Origin of the sequence: Saccharopolyspora kobensis, from assembly GCF_900108315.1 — a bacterium.
GTDB lineage: Bacteria > Actinomycetota > Actinomycetes > Mycobacteriales > Pseudonocardiaceae > Saccharopolyspora > Saccharopolyspora kobensis.
The window spans coordinates 146816-167719 of record NZ_FNVB01000004.1; the positions used below are offsets into that span (position 1 = coordinate 146816).

At 72.2% G+C, this 20904-nt stretch carries 15 protein-coding genes; 11 read left to right on the forward strand and 4 right to left on the reverse strand.

The window, feature by feature from the left end:
- Positions 1–91: 91 nt before the first annotated feature.
- Complete coding sequence (locus C4T78_RS13525; RefSeq protein WP_093357499.1) at positions 92–676, forward strand: Rv1733c family protein; 585 nt, start codon at positions 92–94, stop codon at positions 674–676.
- A 77-nt stretch (positions 677–753) separates the two neighbouring features.
- On the opposite strand, the gene rpmB is transcribed toward C4T78_RS13525, so the two are convergent.
- Positions 754–945, reverse strand: a complete 192-nt coding sequence (rpmB, locus tag C4T78_RS13530) for a 50S ribosomal protein L28 (RefSeq protein WP_093146689.1) — start codon at positions 943–945, stop codon at positions 754–756.
- A 295-nt stretch (positions 946–1240) separates the two neighbouring features.
- Between rpmB and C4T78_RS13535 the strand changes: the two genes are divergently transcribed.
- The 6 genes from C4T78_RS13535 (at position 1241) to recG (ending at position 8190) form a co-directional block, all read left to right on the forward strand.
- Positions 1241–2797 (forward strand): DAK2 domain-containing protein, encoded by a 1557-nt coding sequence (locus C4T78_RS13535; RefSeq protein WP_093357498.1) that lies wholly within the window; start codon positions 1241–1243, stop codon positions 2795–2797.
- Between the two features lie 140 nt (positions 2798–2937).
- Positions 2938–3285, forward strand: coding sequence for a GntR family transcriptional regulator (locus C4T78_RS13540; protein WP_177247780.1), 348 nt, complete (start codon positions 2938–2940; stop codon positions 3283–3285).
- A 37-nt stretch (positions 3286–3322) separates the two neighbouring features.
- Positions 3323–4276 (forward strand): DUF1648 domain-containing protein, encoded by a 954-nt coding sequence (locus C4T78_RS13545; RefSeq protein WP_107916156.1) that lies wholly within the window; start codon positions 3323–3325, stop codon positions 4274–4276.
- A gap of 9 nt (positions 4277–4285) precedes the next feature.
- Positions 4286–5170 (forward strand): CPBP family intramembrane glutamic endopeptidase, encoded by an 885-nt coding sequence (locus C4T78_RS13550; protein ID WP_093357496.1) that lies wholly within the window; start codon positions 4286–4288, stop codon positions 5168–5170.
- 52 nt (positions 5171–5222) lie between these two features.
- A complete protein-coding gene (locus C4T78_RS13555; RefSeq protein ID WP_093146685.1) occupies positions 5223–5705 on the forward strand; it encodes a hypothetical protein in 483 nt (160 codons plus the stop codon).
- Positions 5706–5952: 247 nt separating this feature from the next.
- On the forward strand, positions 5953–8190 hold the full coding sequence (recG, locus tag C4T78_RS13560) for an ATP-dependent DNA helicase RecG (RefSeq protein ID WP_093357495.1): 2238 nt from the start codon (positions 5953–5955) through the stop codon (positions 8188–8190).
- A gap of 88 nt (positions 8191–8278) precedes the next feature.
- Here the strand turns inward: recG and C4T78_RS13565 are convergent, their stop codons facing one another.
- Complete coding sequence (locus C4T78_RS13565; protein ID WP_093357494.1) at positions 8279–9499, reverse strand: cytochrome P450 family protein; 1221 nt, start codon at positions 9497–9499, stop codon at positions 8279–8281.
- 310 nt (positions 9500–9809) lie between these two features.
- Here C4T78_RS13565 and C4T78_RS13570 point away from each other — a divergent pair, with 310 nt between their 5' ends.
- Entirely contained in the window at positions 9810–13187 is a 3378-nt protein-coding gene (locus C4T78_RS13570; protein WP_093357493.1) for a pyruvate carboxylase, read from the forward strand.
- 109 nt (positions 13188–13296) lie between these two features.
- On the opposite strand, the gene C4T78_RS13575 is transcribed toward C4T78_RS13570, so the two are convergent.
- The gene (locus tag C4T78_RS13575) at positions 13297–16467 is read right to left on the reverse strand and encodes an AfsR/SARP family transcriptional regulator (protein ID WP_093357659.1); all 3171 of its coding nucleotides are present in this window, start codon (positions 16465–16467) and stop codon (positions 13297–13299) included.
- Positions 16468–16577: 110 nt separating this feature from the next.
- Here C4T78_RS13575 and C4T78_RS13580 point away from each other — a divergent pair, with 110 nt between their 5' ends.
- From C4T78_RS13580 to C4T78_RS13590, 3 genes are all read left to right on the forward strand, one after another.
- A complete protein-coding gene (locus C4T78_RS13580) occupies positions 16578–17489 on the forward strand; it encodes an alpha/beta fold hydrolase (RefSeq protein WP_093357491.1) in 912 nt (303 codons plus the stop codon).
- Positions 17486–18067, forward strand: coding sequence for an NADPH-dependent FMN reductase (locus tag C4T78_RS13585; protein WP_093357490.1), 582 nt, complete (start codon positions 17486–17488; stop codon positions 18065–18067). The genes C4T78_RS13580 and C4T78_RS13585 overlap by 4 nt, the downstream gene beginning before the upstream one ends.
- A gap of 189 nt (positions 18068–18256) precedes the next feature.
- Positions 18257–18790, forward strand: a complete 534-nt coding sequence (locus C4T78_RS13590; protein WP_143186023.1) for a hypothetical protein — start codon at positions 18257–18259, stop codon at positions 18788–18790.
- Positions 18791–18827: 37 nt separating this feature from the next.
- On the opposite strand, the gene C4T78_RS13595 is transcribed toward C4T78_RS13590, so the two are convergent.
- Positions 18828–20879 carry a HelD family protein gene (locus tag C4T78_RS13595; protein WP_093357488.1) on the reverse strand — a complete coding sequence of 684 codons (2052 nt, stop codon included), beginning with the start codon at positions 20877–20879 and terminating at the stop codon, positions 18828–18830.
- Positions 20880–20904 lie beyond the last annotated feature (25 nt).

A 20904-nucleotide genomic window follows, 5' to 3' on the forward strand; every position in this document is an offset into this window, starting at 1 on the left:
CACGCAGGTCGCGGCGTGTGGATTTCGCCGCCGCCCAGTCGTACATTGACCCTTGCCGGGGAAGTTGCGCTCGGGTGGAAGAAGGCTCGCCATGGGAGCCGATCGGAACACCAGCGGCCTGCGGTGCCTGATCCGCAGGGCGTTCCCGGGTGCGAACCCGCTGCGCCGCCGCACCGACCTCTTCGAGCCGATCGCGCTGCTGCTCGTCGTGCTGATCGCGGTGGTCACCGCGGTGCTGGCCTTCTCGGTGGCGCAGAACGAGCTGAACACCCGCCTGGCCGCTGTCGAGCGGGAGCAGGCGAGCAGGCACCAGGTGGTGGCGACGGTGGTTGCCGAGCTGCCCAGCGCAACGACCAGCCACCGCCCGGTCGCGGTGCGCTGGGGCCAGCAGCCCGACGAGCGCTTCGCCGTGCTGGACCTGCCGGCCAGGGTGCCCGCCGCGGGCACCATCCCGGTGTGGCTGGACGACCGCGGTCAGGTGACCGGGCCACCGCTGACCCGGAGCGACGCGACCGAAGCGGCGGGCCTGGCGGGAGCGGGAGTCCTGCTCGGATCGGCCCTGGTCACCACGCTGGCCCTGCTGCTCTCGCGCGCGTGGGTCCAGCACCGCAGGATGCTGGCCTGGGAAGCGGAGTGGGCCGAGGTGGAGCCCCGGTGGCGGCACCACACCTCGTGACCGGCGTCAGGTGGGCGCGGGTGCAGCAAAAACCCCGAGGTGCGGATGACCTCGGGGTTCTTGAGCGCTGTGCGGTTTCAGCCGCGGACGACCTTGCCGGCCTTCAGGCAGGAGGTGCAAGCGTTGATGCGCTTGCGCTGCGAGAGGCCGATCTTGGCGTGGACGGTCTGAATGTTCGGGTTCCACCGGCGACGGGTCTTCCGGTGGGAGTGCGAGACCGAGTTGCCGAAGCCTGGTCCCTTGCCGCAGACGTCGCAGACGGCAGCCACGTCAGACACCCCTTACTTTGCTTGACGGTTACAGCGATGAGAGCCACGCAAGGACACCCACTTGCGTGAGAGCTTGCTGTCGCCGTTGGCGGCGGCCTGAGCCCGGAAGATCCGGTCGCCCTGGGTCATCGCCACCCTGGGACCGGATCAGTGTAGCCCACCGCCGACGGCCCCTCCGGCGGTGGGGGAGCAATGGCGCGGGTGCTGCGGTTCCGCGACCTGCACCGCCACGCAGGACGAGTCCGGGATCACTTCATCTAGTCTCGGACGAATCCGATCGTACGAGGAGGTCCGGTTGTTGCGGACGCTGGATGCGGCGGCGGCCCGGCGCTGGGCCGACCTCGCCCTGGCAGCGCTCGTCGCGGAGCGCGCTGCGATCGACCGGATCAACGTCTACCCGGTGGCCGACGGCGACACCGGGACCAATCTGCTGCAGACGATGCGGGCCGCGGTGGCCGAGCTGGACGCGGCCGCCCCCGACACGCTCGGCGGTGTGCTCAGCGCCCTCGCCAGAGGCGCGCTCGGTGGTGCCTGCGGGAATTCCGGTGTGCTGTTCTCGCAGGCCATGCGCGGCGTGGCCGAGCAGCTCCAGGGCGTGACGGCCGCGGACGGGCGCGATCTCCGCGCGGCGCTGACCCGGGCCGACGAGCTCGCTCGCGAAGCGCTCGCCGAGCCGGTCGAGGGCACCGCGCTGACGGTCTTGCGCGCTGCGGCGCGCGGTGCGGGCGGATCGGATCGGCTCGACGTGGTGGTGCACGGCGCGACCCGTGCGGCCGTCGACGCCCTGGCCGCGACGCCCGCGCAGCTCTCCGCGCTCTCGGACGCCGGGGTCGTCGATGCCGGTGGGCGGGGATTCGTCGTGGTGCTCGATGCGCTGCACTCCGTCGTCCGGGATGGCGAGCGGCTGGCCCCGGAGGCTCCGCTGCCCGGCGAGCCGGGCGTCCTGGAGCACGAATCGCAGTACGAGTACGAGGTCATGTACCTGCTCGGCGACACTGATCAGGAGCGGGCGGCGGCGCTGCGCGAGGTGCTCTGCGGGTTCGGTGACTGCGTGTCGGTGGTCGGCGACGGTGCTGGCGCGTGGGCGGTGCACGTGCACTGCGACGACATCGGTGCGGCGATCGAATCGGGCATCGACTGCGGGCGGGTCCGCAACATCAAGGTCACCCGGTTCGCCGACCAGCGGGCGGCGTTCGCGCGCGAGGCCGCGGTGCTGGTCTGCGTGCCCGACGAGGAGCTGGGGAGCCTGTTCGCCGCGGAGGGCGCGGACGTGCTCGTCGCCGGGCCGGAGCAGGCCGCCGCCCGGCTCGGCGAGGCCGCCGAAGCGACCGGGGCGGCGCACGTGGTGGTGCTGCCGAACGATCCGGACACCGCGGCGCTGGTGGAGCGGGCCGCCGGGGTGCTCGACGGTGGGCCGGACGTGGTGGTGGTGCCCACGGCGTCGCCGGTGCAGGGCCTGGCCGCGCTGGCCGTGCACGACCCGACGCGACGCCGGGCCGACGACCAGGTCGCGATGGCCGAAGCCGCCGCGGCGACCCGGCGCGGGGAGCTGCGCATCGCCGACGCCGAGGCGCTGACCTGGGTCGGCCGCTGCCTGCCGGGGGACGTGCTCGGTCTGATCGACGGCGAAGTGGTGCTGATCGGCGACGACGTGCCCGCAGCGGCCCGCGACCTGGCGGCGCGGATGCTCAGCACCGGTGGCGAGCTGGTCACCGCGCTGATCCCCGCCGATGCCCCGGCCGGCCTGGCCGAGGACCTGGCCGACCACCTCCGCCGGGCCCACCCGGAGGTCGAGCTCGCCGACTACCCGGCGGGCCACCTCGACGCGCTCCTCCTCCTCGGCGTCGAGTAACCAGCGCTGTCGCGCTCCACCTCGCCGCGTCCTCGCCGGATGCGACCGCACAGCGCCCCCGCTGGTCAGATGTCCTTTTCAAGCGGTTCACGGCATCCGGCGACGAGTAAGACATGAATGGTGCTAGCCTCATTAGCACCATGTTGCTCTCGTTGGACTTGCACGACGAGCGTCCGCTGCACGAGCAGGCCGCGGACGCCATCCGGCGCGCCATCGCGGCCGGCGAGGTCGAGCCGGGCGACCGGTTGCCGCCCGCGCGGGACCTCGCGGTCGCGATGCAGATCAACGCCAACACCGTGCTCCGCGCGCTGCGCGAGCTGCGGGAAGAAGGGCTGCTGGAGTTCAGGCGCGGGCGCGGCGTCACCGTGCTGCGCCGCCCGGATCCCGAGGCGGCGCTGCGCCAGAAGCTCCGGGACCTGCTGGACGAGGCCGGGCGGCACGGCTACGGGCCCGACGTCGTCGTCGAGTGGATAGCAGCCGAGAAGTAGGACCGCAGATCCGCTGCGGAAGACCTCTGGAGGCGAGATGACCTACCGCACCCGATTCCTGGCGGCTTCAGGAGCTTGGACGGTCGCCGTGGCCGCGGTGCTGCTGGCCGGGACGCTGGCCGTGCGGGACCGGGTGCCCGATCCGATGGCCTCGCACTGGGGAGCTTCGGGCGAACCCGACGGATCGATGTCGGTCACCGCTTCCACCTGGGTCGGCGTGGGATTGTGGCTGGTCATCGCGGTGGTCGGGGTGGCGATCGGGGTCAGCGGGTGGCGGCGACGGGCCAGCAGGGCAGCCGCGGTCGCGACCCTCGCCGGAGGTGCGGTCTTCTCCGCCGGTCTCCTGGCGTCGACGCTCTGGGCGAACCTCGACGCCGCCGAGTGGCAGCAGGCGAAGGCGCTGCCGTTCTGGCACGTGCTCCTGCTCCTCGCCGCCACCGCGCTGGCGGGCTGGCTCGGCTGGTTCACGGGCAACCGAGGCCCGGACGAGAGGGTGGAGCCGGCGGAGGGCGTCGCCGAGCTCAGGCTGAAGCCCGGGCAGCGCGCGGTGTGGGTGTCTTCGGTGCGGAACCGGCCGATGCAGGTCGTCGGCGTGGTCGCGCTGCTCGTCGGCGTCGCGCTGGTCGTGCTGCAACTCCCGATGGCGGCGGTGGCGCCGCTGCTGGCCGGGGTGCCGGTGATCGTCGTCGCCTCGGCGCGGGTGCAGGTGGACGAGAACGGCGTGCACGCCTCGTTCGGCCCGCTGCGCTGGCCTGTCCGGCGGATCCGGCTGGAGCAGATCGACAGCGCGCGGGTGGAGACCCGGCGCGCGCTGGAGGTCGGCGGCTGGGGCTACCGGGTGCTGCCCACCAGCACCGCGATCATGCTCCGCGGCGGCGAATGCCTGGCCCTCCGGCTGACCTCGGGCCGCAACTTCTACATCAGCGTCGACAACCCGGAGCGCGGTGCGGAACTGGTCAACGCGCTCATCACCGAACGTTCCGCGCTCTGAGGGGGAACCGTGAACCGTCGTGATCTGTGGGTGTTCCTGGCCGTCGCGCTGGGTGGCGCGTGGCTGATCGCCGCGCCGCTGTGGCTCGGCCTCACCACTTCGTTCGTGCTCATCGCCTCCGCGATGATGTTCACGCCCGCGCTGGGCGTGCTCGCGGTGCGGCTGGTGGACCGCCGGACGCCGGCCCGCGAGTGGGCGCGGGAGACCGGCCTGACCTTCGGCCCGCGCCCGAAGCGGACCGTCGTGCTGCTGCTGGCGGCGTGGTTCGGCACCGTCCTGTTCAGCGCGGTGGCCGTCGCGGTGAGCGCGGCGCTCGGTCTGCTGGTGCTCGACCTGGAGGAGTTCAGCCTGTTCGCCGCGGCGGTGGGCGAGCTGGGCGCGCCGGTCGGCGTCGGGTCGGTGGTGGCGATCCAGCTGGTGGCGATGGCCCTGATCGCCCCGCTGATCAACTCCGCGCTGGCCTTCGGCGAGGAGTGGGGCTGGCGGGGCTGGCTGCTGCCCCGGCTGGCCGAGCGCGGGGTGTGGCCCGCGCTGCTGATCTCCGGGGCGATCTGGGGCGTGTGGCACGCGCCGCTGACCCTGCTCGGCTACAACTACGCGAATCTCGGCCCGTGGGCGGCGCTGGTGTTCACCGGCACCTGCGTGCTCCTCGGAATCCTGCTGGGCTGGCTGCGGCTGCGCTCGGGCAGCGTGTGGCCCGCGGTCCTGGCGCACGGGGCGATCAACGCATCGGCCGGGCTGCCGATGTTGCTGGGCTCGGCCGCGGCGCCGCCGAACCTGGTGTTCGTCGGGATGACCGGCCTGGTCGGGTGGGTGCTGATGGCGCTGCTGGCCGCGGTGCTGCTCCGGCGGTGGCCGGTCGCGGCGCGATCCGAGCCGGTCGCGGTGGCCTGACCTGGGCACACGGTACTGTCGACACCGGTCGTCGAGTCGCGCGGGAGGCGGCGTGGGTGTCCGGAGGCGGTACCTCTGGTTCGTGGGTGGCTGGACGCTGCTCGTCGCGCTGCTGATGATCGCGATCCCGCTGGCGCTGAGCTCCCGGCTGCCCGACCCGATCACCGTCGAGTGGACGTTCTCCGGAGCGCCGGACGATTCGAGCCCGCTGCGCGACTTCGTGTTCGGCCAGCTCGTGTGGTGGCTGGTGGTCGCCGCGGTCTGGAGCGTCTTCGGGCTCGGCGGCGTGCTGAAGCGCCGCGGGCTGGCGTGGGCCGGGGCGGCGCTGGGCGTGTTCGGCTCGACGCTGCTCGGCACCGTGGTGCTGACCACGCTGGCCAACCTGGACGCCCCGAGCTACCGGGACGCCGTGGACCCGCCGGGGTCCGGCTGGCTGCTGCTGGCCGGTGCCCTCGCGGGATGGCTGGGCTGGCGGCTGGGCAGCCGCGGCGCGGAGGCGCCACCGACTGATCGCGGCGTCGGTGCGGTCCGCTAACTTGCGGAGTGCCCGAGGGATTGCCTGGCACTCGTTCTGCGCGGCGGTGCGAGTGGCGGAACCTCAGCGCGGGCCTGGACTCCGGGTGCCCTGACTACCAATGGACAACGTCAGGGCCGTCCTCGCCAGGCGAACGCTGAGAACCCGCGGCGGTGCCGGTTGCGAGGGCGGGCCGAGCGGCTTCGCCGCTTCAAAGGACGAAGACCGGGACCAGGTTCGAAGACAGGCTCTTGGCGGAGGACCAGCAGTGACCACATTGGACGCGAAGCTCGACCGGGTGCTCGGCGCCAAGTCGGCCAAGGCGCTCGACTCGGCGCTGGGCCTGGAGACCGTCGGCGACCTGCTGCGCCACTACCCGCGCCGCTACGCCGAGCGCGGCGAGCTCACCGCCATCGCGGGGCTGGAGATCGGCGAGCACGCCACCGTGCTGGCGAAGGTCGAGCGGGTCACCAAGCGCACCATGAAGTCCCGCCGCGGCACCATCGTCGAGGCCCGCATCACCGATGGTCACCGGTCGCTGAGCTGCACCTTCTTCAACCAGGCCTGGCGGGAGCGGGAGCTGCTGGTGGGCCGCCGCGGGATGTTCGCGGGCAAGGTCACCTCCTACCACCAGCAGCTGCAGCTCGCGCACCCCGAGTACCAGCTGTTCGACGACGAGGCGACCGATCTCGGCTCGGCCGCCGAGGAGTTCGCCTCCGCGCTGATCCCGGTCTACCCGTCGGCGCAGGGCCTGCCGTCGTGGTCGCTCGCGCAGTGCGTGTCGCAGGTGCTCGACGTCTGGGACGGCACCGACGACCCGCTGCCCGCGGAGCTGCGCGACCGGCTGGGCCTGGCCGATCTGGAGTCGGCGCTGCGCAAGATCCACCGCCCGAAGACCTTCGCCGACGTGGCGAAGGCGCAGGACCGGTTGAAGTGGGACGAGGCCCTGTCGGTGCAGCTGGTGCTGGCCCAGCTGCGCGGATCGACCAAGGCGCACCCGGCACCGGTCTGCCCGCGCCGCGACGACGGCGTGCTGGCCGCCTTCGACCGGCGGCTGCCCTTCGAGCTGACCAAGGGGCAGCAGGAGATCGGCGAGCAGGTCGCCGCCGATCTGACCGTCGAGCACCCGATGAACCGCCTGGTGCAGGGCGAGGTCGGCAGCGGCAAGACGATCGTGGCGCTGCGCGCGATGCTGCAGGTGGTCGACGCGGGCAGGCAGGCGGCGATGCTCGCCCCGACCGAGGTGCTGGCCGCGCAGCACGCCCGCTCGCTGCGGGAACTGCTCGGCGATCTGGCCATGGCCGGCGAGCTCGGCGCGGACGAGAAGGCCACCCGCGTCACGCTGCTGACCGGATCGCTCGGTGCGGCGCAGCGCAAGAAGGCGCTGCTGGAGGCGGCTTCCGGTGAAGCCGGGATCGTGGTCGGCACGCACGCGCTGATCCAGGACCGCGTCTCGTTCGCCGACCTGGGCCTGGTGGTGGTCGACGAGCAGCACCGGTTCGGCGTGGAGCAGCGCGACGCCCTGCGCGCCCGCGGCGGCGAGGAGTCTTCACCGCACGTGCTGGTGATGACCGCGACGCCCATCCCGCGCACCGTGGCGATGACCGTCTACGGCGATCTGGAGACCTCGGCGCTGCGGGAACTCCCGCAGGGCCGCTCGCCGATCAGCACCAGCGTGGTGCCGGTGGCGGAGAAGCCGACCTGGCTGGACCGGGCCTGGGCGCGCATCCACGAGGAGGTCGCGGCCGGGCACCAGGTGTACGTGGTGTGCCCGCGCATCGGCGACGACGAGGAGACCTCGGGCAAGGGCAAGAAGAAGGCCCGCAAGACCGCGGTGGACGACAGCGACGAGGGCGGCGAGGAGCCGCCGCCGGAGGACGGCGAGGAGCGCCGCCCGCCGCTGGCGGTGCTCGACGTGGCCGAGAAGCTCGCGGCCGGGCCGCTTTCGGGCCTGCGGCTGGGAATCCTGCACGGGCGGCTGCCCGCCGACGACAAGGACGCCGTGATGCGCGCCTTCGCCGCGGGCGAGGTGGACGTGCTGGTGGCGACCACGGTCGTCGAGGTCGGCGTGAACGTCCCGAACGCCACGGTGATGGTGATCATGGACGCGGACCGGTTCGGCGTCAGCCAGCTGCACCAGCTGCGCGGCCGCGTCGGCCGGGGCAGCGCGCCGGGCCTGTGCCTGCTGGTCACCGAGGCGATGGGCGGCACCACCACGCGCGAGCGGCTGGACGCGGTCGCCTCCACCACCGACGGCTTCGAACTGGCCCGCCTGGACCTGGAACTGCGCCGCGAGGGCGACGTCCTCGGCGCGGCCCAGTCCGGCCGGAAGTCGGGCCTGAAGATGCTCTCCCTGCTCCGCGACGAGGACGTGATCGCCCAGGCCCGCGAAGAAGCGGCCCAGGTCGTCGCCGCGGACCCGACCCTCGCCGACCACCCGGGCCTGGCCCGGATGGTGGCCGAGGTGGTGGACGCGGAACGAGCGGAGTACCTGGAGAAGTCCTGACCTCGGTGCGTGTCCGCGATTTCGCGCGAGAGCGCCCCATGCGCACGCGGCGGAGCGCCAGCGGTGCTGCTTCCCGGAAGGCGCCGGTTCAGGGCGTCAGGTGGACCGGTAGTTCTCGGTGCCCGTTGGACATCAGCGAACCCATCGGTCGCAGCTCGGTCACCGGCACCGCCAGCGACATGTCCGGGAAGCGGGCGAAGAGCCCTGGGAGGGCGATTTCGGCTTCGAGGCGCGCCAGGGGCGCGCCGAGGCAGAAGTGGACGCCGTGGCCGAACGACAGGTGTTCCTTGTTCTCGCGGGTGATGTCGAAGCGGTCGGCCTCGGGGTGGCGCGGGTCGCGGCCCGCCGCCGCGTAGGCCGCCAGGATCGGTTCGCCGCGGCGGATCGTCAGGCCGTCCAGCTTTATGTCCTCGACCGCGTAGCGCAGCGGGAGGTTGGACACCGGCGGTTGCCAGCGCAGCGTCTCCTCGATCACGTCGTGCCACGAGTTCTGCCCGGCCAGCACCCGGTCGAGCTGGTCGCGGTGGGTGAGCAGGGCCGTGATCGCGTGGTCGAGCAGGTTGACGGTCGTCTCGTGCCCGGCGCCCAGCAGCAGGAAGATCGTGCCGGTCAGCTCGGCCTCGCTCAGCCGGGAGTCGTTCTCGTCCCGCACCGCGAGCATCGCGCTGGCCAGGTCGTCGCCGGGTTCGCGGCGCTTGGCCTCGACCAGCTCGCCGAACAGCTGGTGTGCTTCCAGCATGCCCGCCGCCGCCACGCCGGGTTCCGCGGTGGTGTCGAAGACCGTGTCGACGATCCGCCGCAGCTGCGCGCGGGAACCGTCGTCGGGGAACCCGACCAGCCGGCAGATGACGTCGATCGGCAGCGAGTACGCGTACCGCTCGCGGAGGTCGACCGGGGGACCGCCCGCGTCGGCGGCGAGGTCGTCGAGCAGTTCGGCGACGATGCTCTCGATCTCCGGTCGCAGCGCCGCGATGCGGCGCATGGTGAACGCGCCGGAGACCAGCGAGCGCAGCCTGCGGTGCTCCGGGCCGTAAGCGGTGAACATGTTCTCCACCGCCACCCAGCTCACCAGCGGCCAGTCGGGCGGGATCTCGCCCGCGATCCACGCGGGCCAGTGCTGCCGCGGGTCCTTCGACACCCGCGGATCGGTGAGCAGGCGGCGCAGCAGGTCGGGGTCGGTGACCGCCCAGGCGGTGACCCGCCCGGGGAGTTCGACCGGGGTGGCCGGGCCGCGCTCGCGCAGGGCGGTGGCTTCGCCGTGGACGTCGGTGGCGTCGGGGTCGAGGACGTAGGGGTTCGGGAGTGGCATCGGGGCTCCCCGTGTCGCGCAGGGCGAACTTCCGTCCGGACCACGGTCCTGCGGTTCGCGGCGGGCCGTCCAGCCGCCGATCGGGGACGATCGGTGCGACGCCATGGCTGGGCCGCGAGTAAGTGATCGAAAATTGCATGAAGTGAAATTATCTCGGTTTTTCTTTTGGTCCAGACCTTGTGAGATCTTGAGGTTTGGGCAGGTCATGGAGCTATCGAGGTGTCCATCACTCGGGAGGTTCTCCCGGAAGAGGGAATTTTCGCGGTACTGTGCTGTGCACTGACCGACACCCGCCAACCGAGGAGCCGGTATGTTCCGCAAGGTTCTCGTAGCGAACCGCGGTGAGATTGCGATCCGCGCGTTCCGCGCCGCTTACGAGCTGGGTGCGGGCACCGTGGCGGTGTTCCCGCACGAAGACCGCAATTCGCTGCACCGCTTGAAAGCCGACGAGTCCTACGAGATCGGCGAGCCAGGGCACCCGGTCCGCGCCTACCTCTCCGTCGAGGAGATCATCAAGGCCGCGCGGCAGGCGGGCGCCGACGCCGTCTACCCCGGTTACGGGTTCCTGTCGGAGAACCCCGAACTGGCCCGGGCGTGCCGGGAAGCCGGGATCACCTTCGTCGGCCCCGGCCACGAGATCCTGCAGATGACCGGCAACAAGGCGACCGCGGTCGCCGCCGCCCGCGAGGCCGGGGTGCCGGTGCTGGACTCCTCGTCGCCGTCGCGCGACATCGACGAGCTGCTGTCCGCCGCCGAGGAGATGACCTTCCCGGTGTTCGTCAAGGCCGTCGCCGGCGGTGGCGGGCGCGGCATGCGCCGCGTCGACGAGCTCGGCGGGCTGCGCGAGGCGCTGGAAGCCGCGATGCGCGAAGCGGAATCGGCCTTCGGCGACCCGACGGTGTTCCTGGAGCAGGCGGTCATCAACCCGCGCCACATCGAGGTGCAGATCCTCGCCGACGCCGCGGGCAACGTGATCCACCTCTACGAGCGGGACTGCTCGGTGCAGCGCCGCCACCAGAAGGTCATCGAGATCGCCCCGGCCCCCAACCTCGACCCGCAGCTGCGGGAGCGGATCTGCGCCGACGCGGTCGCCTTCGCCCGCAAGATCGGCTACGTCAACGCGGGCACCGTGGAGTTCCTGGTCGACGAGCAGGGCCGCCACGTGTTCATCGAGATGAACCCGCGCATCCAGGTCGAGCACACGGTCACCGAGGAGGTCACCGACGCCGACCTGGTGCAGTCGCAGCTGCGCATCGCGGCGGGCGAGACGCTGGAAGACCTCGGCATGACCCAGGACGCGATCCGGCTGCGCGGCGCCGCCCTGCAGTGCCGCATCACCACCGAGGACCCGGCCAACGGATTCCGCCCGGACACCGGCATGATCAGCGCCTACCGCTCGCCGGGCGGGGCGGGCATCCGGCTCGACGGCGGCACCGCCTTCGCGGGTACCAGCGTCAGCGCGCACTTCGACTCGATGCTGGTCAAGCTCTCCTGCCGGGGCCGCGACTTCGCCACCGCGGTCGGGCGGGCGCGGCGCGCCGTAGCCGAGTTCCGCATCCGCGGGGTCTCCACGAACATCCCGTTCCTGCAGGCCGTGCTGGACGACCCTGACTTCGCCGCGGGCAAGGTCACCACCTCGTTCATCGGCGAGCGCCCGCACCTGCTGACCGCCCGGCACTCCGCCGACCGCGGCACCAGGCTGCTCAACTACCTCGCCGACGTCACCGTCAACCGCCCCAACGGCCCGCGCCCGACCACCCCGGACCCGGTGTTCAAGCTGCCCGCCACCGACCTGTCGGTGCCGCCGCCCGCCGGTTCCAAGCAGAAGCTGGTCGAGCTCGGCCCGGAGGGCTTCGCGAGCTGGCTGCGCGAGTCCAAGGCCCTCGGCGTGACCGACACGACCTTCCGCGACGCCCACCAGTCGCTGCTGGCCACCCGGGTGCGCAGCAAGGACCTGCTCGCCATCGCGCCGCACGTGGCGCGGATGACGCCGGAGCTGCTGTCCCTGGAGTGCTGGGGCGGCGCGACCTACGACGTGGCGCTGCGGTTCCTCGCCGAGGACCCGTGGGAGCGGCTGGCCAAGCTCCGCGAGGCGGTGCCCAACATCTGCCTGCAGATGCTGCTGCGCGGCCGCAACACCGTCGGCTACACGCCCTACCCGACCGAGGTGACCGAGCACTTCGTGCAGGAGGCCACCGACACCGGCATCGACATCTTCCGGATCTTCGACGCGCTCAACGACGTCGAGCAGATGCGCCCGGCGATCGAGGCGGTGCGGGCCACCGGGAGGTCGGTCGCCGAGGTGGCGCTGTGCTACACCGCCGACCTGTCCGACCCGGACGAGAAGCTCTACACGCTGGACTACTACCTGCGGCTGGCCGAGCAGATCGTGGACGCCGGTGCGCACGTGCTGGCCATCAAGGACATGGCCGGGCTGCTGCGCGCGCCCGCCGCGGCGAAGCTGGTGACCGCGCTGCGCCGGGAGTTCGACCTGCCGGTGCACCTGCACACCCACGACACGCCGGGCGGTCAGCTGGCCACCTACCTGGCGGCGGTGCAGGCGGGCGCGGACGCGGTGGACGCCGCGACCGCGTCGATGTCGGGCACCACCTCGCAGCCCGCGCTGTCCTCGGTGGTCGCCGCCACCGACTACACCGAGCAGGCCACCGGGCTGGACCTGCAGGCGGTGTGCGACATGGAGCCGTACTGGGAGTCGGTGCGCAAGATCTACCAGCCGTTCGAGGCGGGGCTGGCCTCGCCCACCGGCCGGGTGTACAAGCACGAGATCCCCGGCGGTCAGCTGTCCAACCTGCGCACCCAGGCCGTGGCGCTCGGCCTCGGCGACAAGTTCGAGGAGATCGAGGCGATGTACGCCGCGGCCGACCGGATCCTGGGCAGGCTGGTGAAGGTCACGCCGTCGTCGAAGGTGGTCGGAGACCTGGCGCTGCACCTGGTCGGCGCGGGCGTGGACCCGGCGGACTTCGAGAGCGACCCGCGCAAGTTCGACATCCCGGACTCGGTGATCGGGTTCCTGCAGGGCGAGCTCGGTGAGCCGCCCGCGGGCTGGCCGGAGCCGTTCCGCACCCGCGCGCTGGAGGGACGCACCGCGGTCCGCCGCGTCGCGGAACTGTCCGAAGAGGACCGCAACGGGCTGGCCACCGACCGCCGCAGCACGCTGAACCGGCTGCTGTTCGCCAAGCCCACCAAGGAGTTCACCGAGCACCGCGAGGCCTACGGCGACACCTCCCTGCTGCGCAGCAAGGACTTCTTCTACGGCCTGCGGCCGGGCGAGGAGTTCCCGGTCGACCTGGAGCCGGGCGTGCGGCTGCTCATCGGCCTCGAAGCGATCAGCGAGCCCGACGAGCGCGGCCTGCGCACGGTGATGGCGACGCTGAACGGCCAGCTGCGGCCGATCCAGGTCCGCGACCGCTCGGTGGCCACCGACCTGCCGGTCGCGGAGAAGGCCGACCGGTCCAACCCGGGCCACGTGCCCGCACCGTTCGCCGGTGTGGTGACGCTGTCGGTCGGCGAGGGCGACGCGGTGGAGTCGGGCCAGACCATCGCCACCATCGAGGCGATGAAGATGGAAGCGGCGATCACCGCCCCGTCCGCCGGACAGGTCAAGCGCCTGGCCATCGGAAAGGTCCAGCAGGTCGAAGGCGGGGACCTGATCATCGAACTGGGCTGAGAGCCGGCGGGTGGCGAAACTCGAGCGCCCGCCTGCTGACGAGCTGACCGATCGAGCGCGGGCCGTCATCCGGGGCGGCCCGCGCTTCGTCGTCGGACCTGCGCTCAGGTCAGCGATCTGAACCGGGCGCGGCGATGGCGGCGATCAGCGTTCGCGACTGATCGGCCGTCAGATCTTCGCCCGCGGCGTGGGCGGCGATGAACGCTGCTCCGCCCAGTGCGTCGCGCGCGGTACCGGTGGCTCGGTCGATGTCGGGGCGTTCTGCGGGCAGCAGCGGCATGCCGGTGGCCGTGCGGAGCGCTTGTGCGGCACCGAGAAGCTTCGCTGCGATGTCGTGCTCGCCGAGTGCTGTCGCTGCGGCCGCCGCTCCGCTGAGGGCGTACGCGGCGTCACGCGGCGCTTCGAAGTGCTGCGCACCGTCGAAGGCCTTGAGATGTTCTGCTGCGGCTGCCTTCGCCGCACCGCGTTGTTCCAGGACGTAGCCGAGTTCGACCTGGACGATCGGCACGAACAGCGCACCGGTGTGCTCGGTGAGCAGCTCGCGCGCGAGACGCTCGGCGTCGTCGAGCCTGCCCTCGCGGCGGGCGGTGTAGGTGAGGATCACCTTCGCGAACAGCACCCCGGGGCCATTGCCGCGGTCGGCGGCCAGCACCTGCTCGCAGCACTCGCGGGCGTGGTCGTAGTCGGTGCCTTGCATGGCGATCCATCCGAGCCAGCACAGGTGGATCGCCACTTGCCCCCACATCTCCAGCTCTTTCGCCAGCACCAGCGCCTCGCGGTGGACGTCGGCGGCGCGCGCGAGATCACCGGTCAGCTCGGCCAGCGCGCCGAGCCATTCGGCGGCCTGCAACCGACCCCAGCGATCGCCTGTCTCGGCGAACGACCGCGCCGCTTCGGTCGCGTGCCGCTCCAGGGCCGCCACATCGGCTCGGGCGTGCGCGGCCTTCGCCAGAACCACCTGCAGGGCTGCGGCGCCCCATCGGTCGCCGAGTTCGCGGCACGTCGCGAGGGCGCGCTGAGCTGTCGCTTCGAGATCCTGGTCGATACCGGACTCCAGCGCGCCCAAGGCGACCGCGAGCTCGGCGCGTGCGCGGACCAGCGGATCATCCAGTTCGGACAGCGCAGCGGCGAGATCCGCTCGGCGGGCTGCGGCATCGGTGAACTCGCCCTGCTGGAAGGCGAACGCGAGACGCCAGGCCAGCACAGGTGCACGGTGCTGCGCGCTGCCGCCCAGCCCGAGCGCCGCGTCGAACCTGCGGCGAGCCTCGCCGAGCCGACCGCGCAGCAGCCAGTACCAGGCCAGCGCGTGCACCAGCCGGAGCGCGGCGTCGGCATCGGCGGCGCGCACGAAACCATCCAGCGCCGCAGCCATGTTCGCGTCCTCGCCGTCGAGGCGGCGCAACCAGCGGCACTGGTCGGCTCCCCGCAGCTCGGGTGCGGCTTGCTCGGCCAGCTCCAGGTAGTACGCGTGATGCGCGCGCCGCGCAGCCACATCCTCACCGGCCTCGGCCAGGCGGTCGAGGCTGAACGCCGCCACCGACTCCAGCAGCCGGTACCGGCGCCCGCTCTGCTGCACCAGCGACTGGTCCACCAGCCGCGCGACGACGTCGGCGATCAGAGCCTCGCCGAGATCCCCGGTGGCGGCGCAGACGGACTCGGCGCCCTCCAGCGTGCAGCCGCCTTGATGGATCGCGAGGCGCCGGAGCACGGTGCGTTCGGCGTCGTCGAGCAGCTCCCAGCTCCAATCGATCAACGCCGTGAGCGTCTGCTGCCGCGGGGGAGCACCGCGATGGCCGCTGGCGAGCAGCCGGAACCTGTTGTCCAGCCGGGTGACCATCTCGTGCACGTCGAGCGCGCGAACGCGATTCGCCGCCAGCTCCAGCGCCAGCGGGATGCCGTCGAGCCGGCGGCACAGGGTCGCGACCGCGTCGGCGTTCTCGGCGTCCAGGGCGAATTCGCGGGAACTCGCCCTTGCGCGGGACACGAAGAGCTGAACCGCCTGCGACTGCGCCAGCTCCTCGAGCCCGTCGCCGACGGTGGGCACCGGCAGCGGTCGCACGGCCACGACGTCCTCGCCCGGCAGGCGGAGCTGTTCGCGGCTGGTCGCCAGGACGTGCAGGCCCGGTGCCGCGTTCAGCAGCTGTTCGGCCAGCTCGGCCGCAGCGTCGACGACGTGCTCGCAGTTGTCCAGCACCAGCAGCATCCGCTCGTCGGCCAGCGCGTCGGACAGCTTGCCGTCGGTGATCCCGAGGACCTTCGCGACTTCGTCGGCGAGGCACCTGGCGTCGCCGGTCGGTTGCAGCGGCGCCAGCTCGACCAGCCAGGTGCCGTGCGGGAAGCGCTCGGTGAGGTCGGCGGCCGCGGCCAGGGCGAGCCGGGTCTTGCCGACACCGCCCGGCCCGGTGAGGGTCACCAACCGCGAATCGACGACGGCCCGGCCCAGCTCGTCCAGATCGCCTTCGCGGCCGACCAGTTCGGTGCGCTGCGCCGGGATGTTGCTGGTGCGCCTGCGCACCGCCGGCTCGGGTCGCGACGCGACGAGCGCGGGATCCTGGGCCAGCAGCGATCGCTGCAGTTCGACCAGCTCACGGCTCGGGTCCACGCCCAGCTCATCGGACAGCTGCCTGCGCAGGTCCTCGTAGCCCGCGAGGGCTTCCGCCTGGCGTCCCGCACCGTAGAGGCCGCGCAGGTGAGCAGCGCGCAAGCGCTCCCGCAGCGGGTGCGCAGCGACGACCGGGCCGAGATCGCCCACCACCGCGCGGAAATCGCCTCCCGCGAGCCGCGCTTCCGCCAGCTCTTCGACGGCCACCAGACGCAGTTCTTCGAGCTGTGCGGCGGCGGCCCGGGTGAAGGCCGCATCACCGAAGTCGGCGAACGCGGGGCCTCGCCACAGGCCCACGGCCTCGGTGAGCACCCGGATCCGCTCCTGGACACCGGTCGTCGCGCGGGCATCGGCCAGCAGTTCGCGGAAGCGCAGGGAATCCACGCCGGTGGCGGCCAGGCGGTAACCGGGCGGCGGCGACACGACCAGGTCCCGGCCGCCGGGCTCGGCGTCTTCGAGCGCGCGGCGCAGCTGGGACGCCTTCGCGGCGAGCGTCCCGGCCGGGTTGCCGGGCGGGCTCTCGGCCCAGATGTCGTCCACCAGGCGATCGGCGGAGACCGGCTGGCCTGGTTCGACCAGCAGATCGGCCAGCAGAGCGCGGACCTTCGCCCCCGGTACGGGCACGACGGCACCGCCGTCGGTCCACACGGTCAGCGGGCCCAGCACACCGAAACGCATCGCCACAGCCTATGCGTCTCCGGCGCACCGGAAGGCGACCGTAAACAAACCGGAAGGCCCGCCGCGCACTGTGGTGACAACGAAGGACGAACAACTCTCCGGAGGACACCATGAAGCGCACCGCACTGGCTCTCGCCGTCGTCGGGATCACCGCAGCGATGCTCACCGCCTGCGGATCCGGCGACCAGGCCGACCAGGTCGAACCGGCCGCGACGACGGGCGCTTACGCCGACGTCAACGGCCTGCGGATGTATTACGAGCGGCACGGCAACCCGAACGGCCAGCCGCCGCTGGTCCTGCTGCACGGCGCGCTGTCCGGGATCACCACCGACTTCGGCGAGCTGATCCCGGAGCTCGCCAAGACCCGCGAGGTCATCGCCGTCGAGCAGCAGGCGCACGGCCGGACCGCGGACATCGACCGGCCGCTGCGCACCCCGCAGATGGCCGAGGACACCGCCGCGCTGCTGAGGCAGATCGGGGTCCAGCGCGCCGACATCCTCGGCTACAGCATGGGTGCCGGTGTCGCGCTGCAGATCTCGATCGAACACCCGGACCTGGTGCGCAAGCAGGTGCTGCTGTCCGGAGGACTGGGCGCGGCGGCGATGCACCCCGGCCTGCTCGACGGGATCAGCGAGCTGAAGCCGGAGGACCTGCACGGGTCGCCGTTCCACACCGACTACCTGAAGAACGCGCCGCGACCGGAGGACTTCCCGAAGCTCGTGGCCCGGGTCGGTGAGCACGACAAGAACGGGCTTCCCGAGTTCGCGCCGGAAGCCGTCCGCGCGGTCACGGCGCCGACGCTGACCGTGATCGGTGACTCCGACATCGTCCGGCCCGAGCACGCCGTCGAGATGTTCCGGCTCTTCGGCGGCGGGATCATGGGCGACACACCGGAAGGGCTGCCGAACGCGCAGCTGGCGATTCTGCCGGGCACCTCGCACATAACCGCGCCGCACCGGCCCGACCTGCTGCTGCCGATGATCCCGGCCTTCCTCGACGCGCCGGTCAAGGACGCGTCGTGACCGCTCGGCTGCGGGTCGCGCTGATCGTGGGATCCACCCGAGCGGGACGCTTCGGCCCGGTCGTGGCGGACTGGTTCGCCCGCCGGGCCGGCCACCGCCGCGACCTGGTGCTGGATCGCATCGACCTGGCGACCGCCGGGCTGCCCGACCAGCTGGCCGATTTCGACGAACCGGCTCCCGGCAGCGTCCGGGAACTGGGGCAGCGGCTGGCGTGCGCGGATGCGTTCGTGGTGGTCACCCCGGAGTACAACCGGAGCTTCCCGGCCGCGGTGAAGAACGCGATCGACTGGTTCGACCAGGAGTGGGCGGCCAAACCCGTCTCCGTCGTCACCTACTGCCGCGACGCCGGGGGAGGGCAGGCCGCCGAGCAGCTTCGGCAGGTCTTCGGTGAGCTCAACGCCGTGGTGATCCGCCGCAACGTGACGATCCCCAAGGTCTGGCAGCGCTTCGCCGCCGACGGCGGGTGGCCGCGGCGCGATCCCGAGCTCGACGAATCAGCCGGTGCCGCGCTGGATCAGCTCACCTGGTGGGCCGGCGCCCTGCGCACCGCCAGAACCAAGAACGCGCTGGTGCTGTAGCTGTTCTCGCCGCCGAACGCGGGTCGCCCCACCAGAGGGCGGCCCGCTGTCGCGTTCAGGCTCAGGTGGTGCCGCGATGATCTTCTGCCCGGCTGATGGCTCGTAGACGAGGTGGATTGCACGTTCGGGTGAACTGGGCAACCGGAGTGGGTGTCCGGGACGTCTTCGTGGTGCTGGCAGGTGTTCTCGATGGGCTGGGGGTTCGTGATGCGGGAGTTGCCGATGGGGTGGGCGGTCGTGGTCGCCGCCGGACTGGTGCTGGCCGGCGGTCCGGCGAGCGCGGATCCCGCTTCGGACGTGCGAGAAGTGGACTGGCCGAACGCCGAGTTCGTCGTTCCCGCGGTCGGGCCGTGCCCGCAGCAGCTGGTGGACTTCACCGGCGGGGCCGCCGAAGCGGGCGGCTGGGTCTACCGGCTCACGCCGGAGCGGCGGATCGGGTTCGCCGATGTCACCGGGGAAGGCGTGGAGGACGCGTTGATCCTGGTGGAGTGCGGGCCGCGGGACTCGGAGTACTCGCGGGCGCTCGTCGCGATGACCGTGGGGCCGCAGCCGCTGGGCACCGTGGTCAGCCCGCCGGTGTGGACCCAGGTGCCGGACGGGTTCACCGCGCACGACGGCGAGATCGCGGTGCGGATCGAGGACTTCGACACCGGCGGCAGCTGGACGGAGCACTACCGCTGGGCCCAGTCGGCGCAGGCGTTCGTGCGCGTCGACGGGTCGTGAGCGGCGGCGGTCGACGGCCACCGCCGCTCACGAGCGGTCACGAGGGCTTCAGCACGGTGAGGAGCTGGGTGGCCCGGCTGAGGGCGACGTAGAGGGCTCGGCGGCCGGTGCTGGACTCCGCGGCCAGGCCGTCCGGGTCGATCACCACCACCGCGTCGTACTCCATGCCCTTGGCCTCCAGGCTGCCCACCACCCGCACCCGGTCCGCGTCGAAGTCCGCGGTGGACAGCCACTCGCGGACCTCGTCGCGGCGGGCCATCGTGGTGATCAGCCCGATGGTGCCCTCCGCGGCCGCCACCAGCTCCTCCGCGGCGGTGCGCACCGCCGCGGGCAGCTGCTCGGCGGGCATCTCGCGCACCGCGGGCTCGACGCCGGTGGTGCGCACCGCCACCGGCAGGTCGTCGGCGGGCACCAGGTCCCGGACCGCGTCCGCGGCCAGCGCGAAGATCTCCGCCGAGTTGCGGTAGTTGGTGCGCAGCGTGAAGCGGCGGTGCGTGCGCTGCGCGCTGAGCGCTTCCCGCCGCGCGGCCGCCGCTTCCTCGGCGTCCGGCCAGGACGACTGCACCGGGTCGCCCACGATCGTCCAGCTCGCGTGACGGCCCCGGCGGCCCACCATCCGCCACTGCATCGGCGAGAGGTCCTGCGACTCGTCGATGACCACGTGCGCGTACTCGTCGTAGTTGACCGCGCGCTTCGGCTGCTCCTGCTCGCCCTCGGCGCGGCGGCGCTTGGGCGGGGCTCCGGCCAGCACCCGCAGCTCGTCGATCAGCGCGATGTCGGCGACCGTCCACTCGGTCACCTCGCTCCAGGACTTCGCCAGCAGGTCGACCTCCTCGGCCGACAGCAGCCTGCGCGCCGCCTGCGACAACCGCGCCGGATCCGACAGCCAGCGCAGGACCTGCATCGGGTACACCGCGGGCCACCAGGCGACCAGGAAGCGGTGGAACTCGATGCGGTCGCCGATCTCGGCGATCAACCGGTCCCGGTCCGGCTGGAAGTCCTCGTCGGCGGCCTGCTTCGCCTTCTGCCACAGGGCTTCCAGCAGCGCGTCGGCCGCCCGCATCCGATTCCGGTTGGGCTGCCCGCCCTTGTTGTGCAGCGTGCGGCGGATCCGCTTCAGATCGTCGGCCTGCAGCTTGAGCACCGTGCCCCGGTAGAACATCTGCAGCAGCTCGGGCGCCTCCGGCGGCGGCAGCCGCAGCGCGCGACGCAGCACCTTCACCATCCGCGAGGAGCCCTTGATCTCCGCCGTGCGCGGATCGTCGATCTTGGCCGTGCTGATGCCGTCCAGCACCTCGCCGAGCGCGCGCAGCTCGACGTTGTGCTCTCCCATCGACGGCAGCACCCGCGAGATGTAGGACATGAACACCGGCGACGGGCCGACCACCAGCACGCCCGGCCCGCCGAGCCGCCGCTGATCCCGGTAGAGCAGGTACGCCGCGCGGTGCAGGGCGACCGCGGTCTTGCCGGTGCCCGGACCGCCGGTGATCTCGGTGACGCCGCCCTCGGGAGCGCGGATCGCGTCGTCTTGCTCCTTCTGGATGGTCGCCACGATGTTGCGCATCGAGTCGCCGCGCGAGCGGGTCAGCGCCGCCATGAGCGCGCCGTCGCCGATCACCCGCATGTCGCTGGGTGCGCGCTCCGGGTCCAGCAGGTCGTCGGAGAGGTCCACGACCTGCTCGCGCGAGGAGCGGATCACCCGGCGGCGGATCACGTCCAGCGGCTGCTCCGGGGTCGCCTGGTAGAAGGCCGCCGCCAGCGGGGCGCGCCAGTCCACCAGCAGGTTCTCGAACTGCGGATCGCGGATGCCCAGCCGGCCGATGTGCACCGCGTCGCCGCCGGCGAAGTCCAGCCGGCCGAACACCAGTCCCTCGGACTCGGCGTTGAGCGCCTGCAACGTCCGGTTGGCGTGGTGGAGCATCACGTCGCGCTCGTTGAGCGCTTCGGGCGTCGCTTCCCGGCCGTACTCGTAGCTCTTGTCGCGCATCGCCTCGGCTTCGCTGCGCAACTCGTCGAGACGGGCGTAGACCCGGTCGACGTGCTGCTGCTCGACCGCGATCTCGGCCTGCTTGATGGACGCTTCGGACACCTGTGTCTTTCTCCCCGTCTGGCGC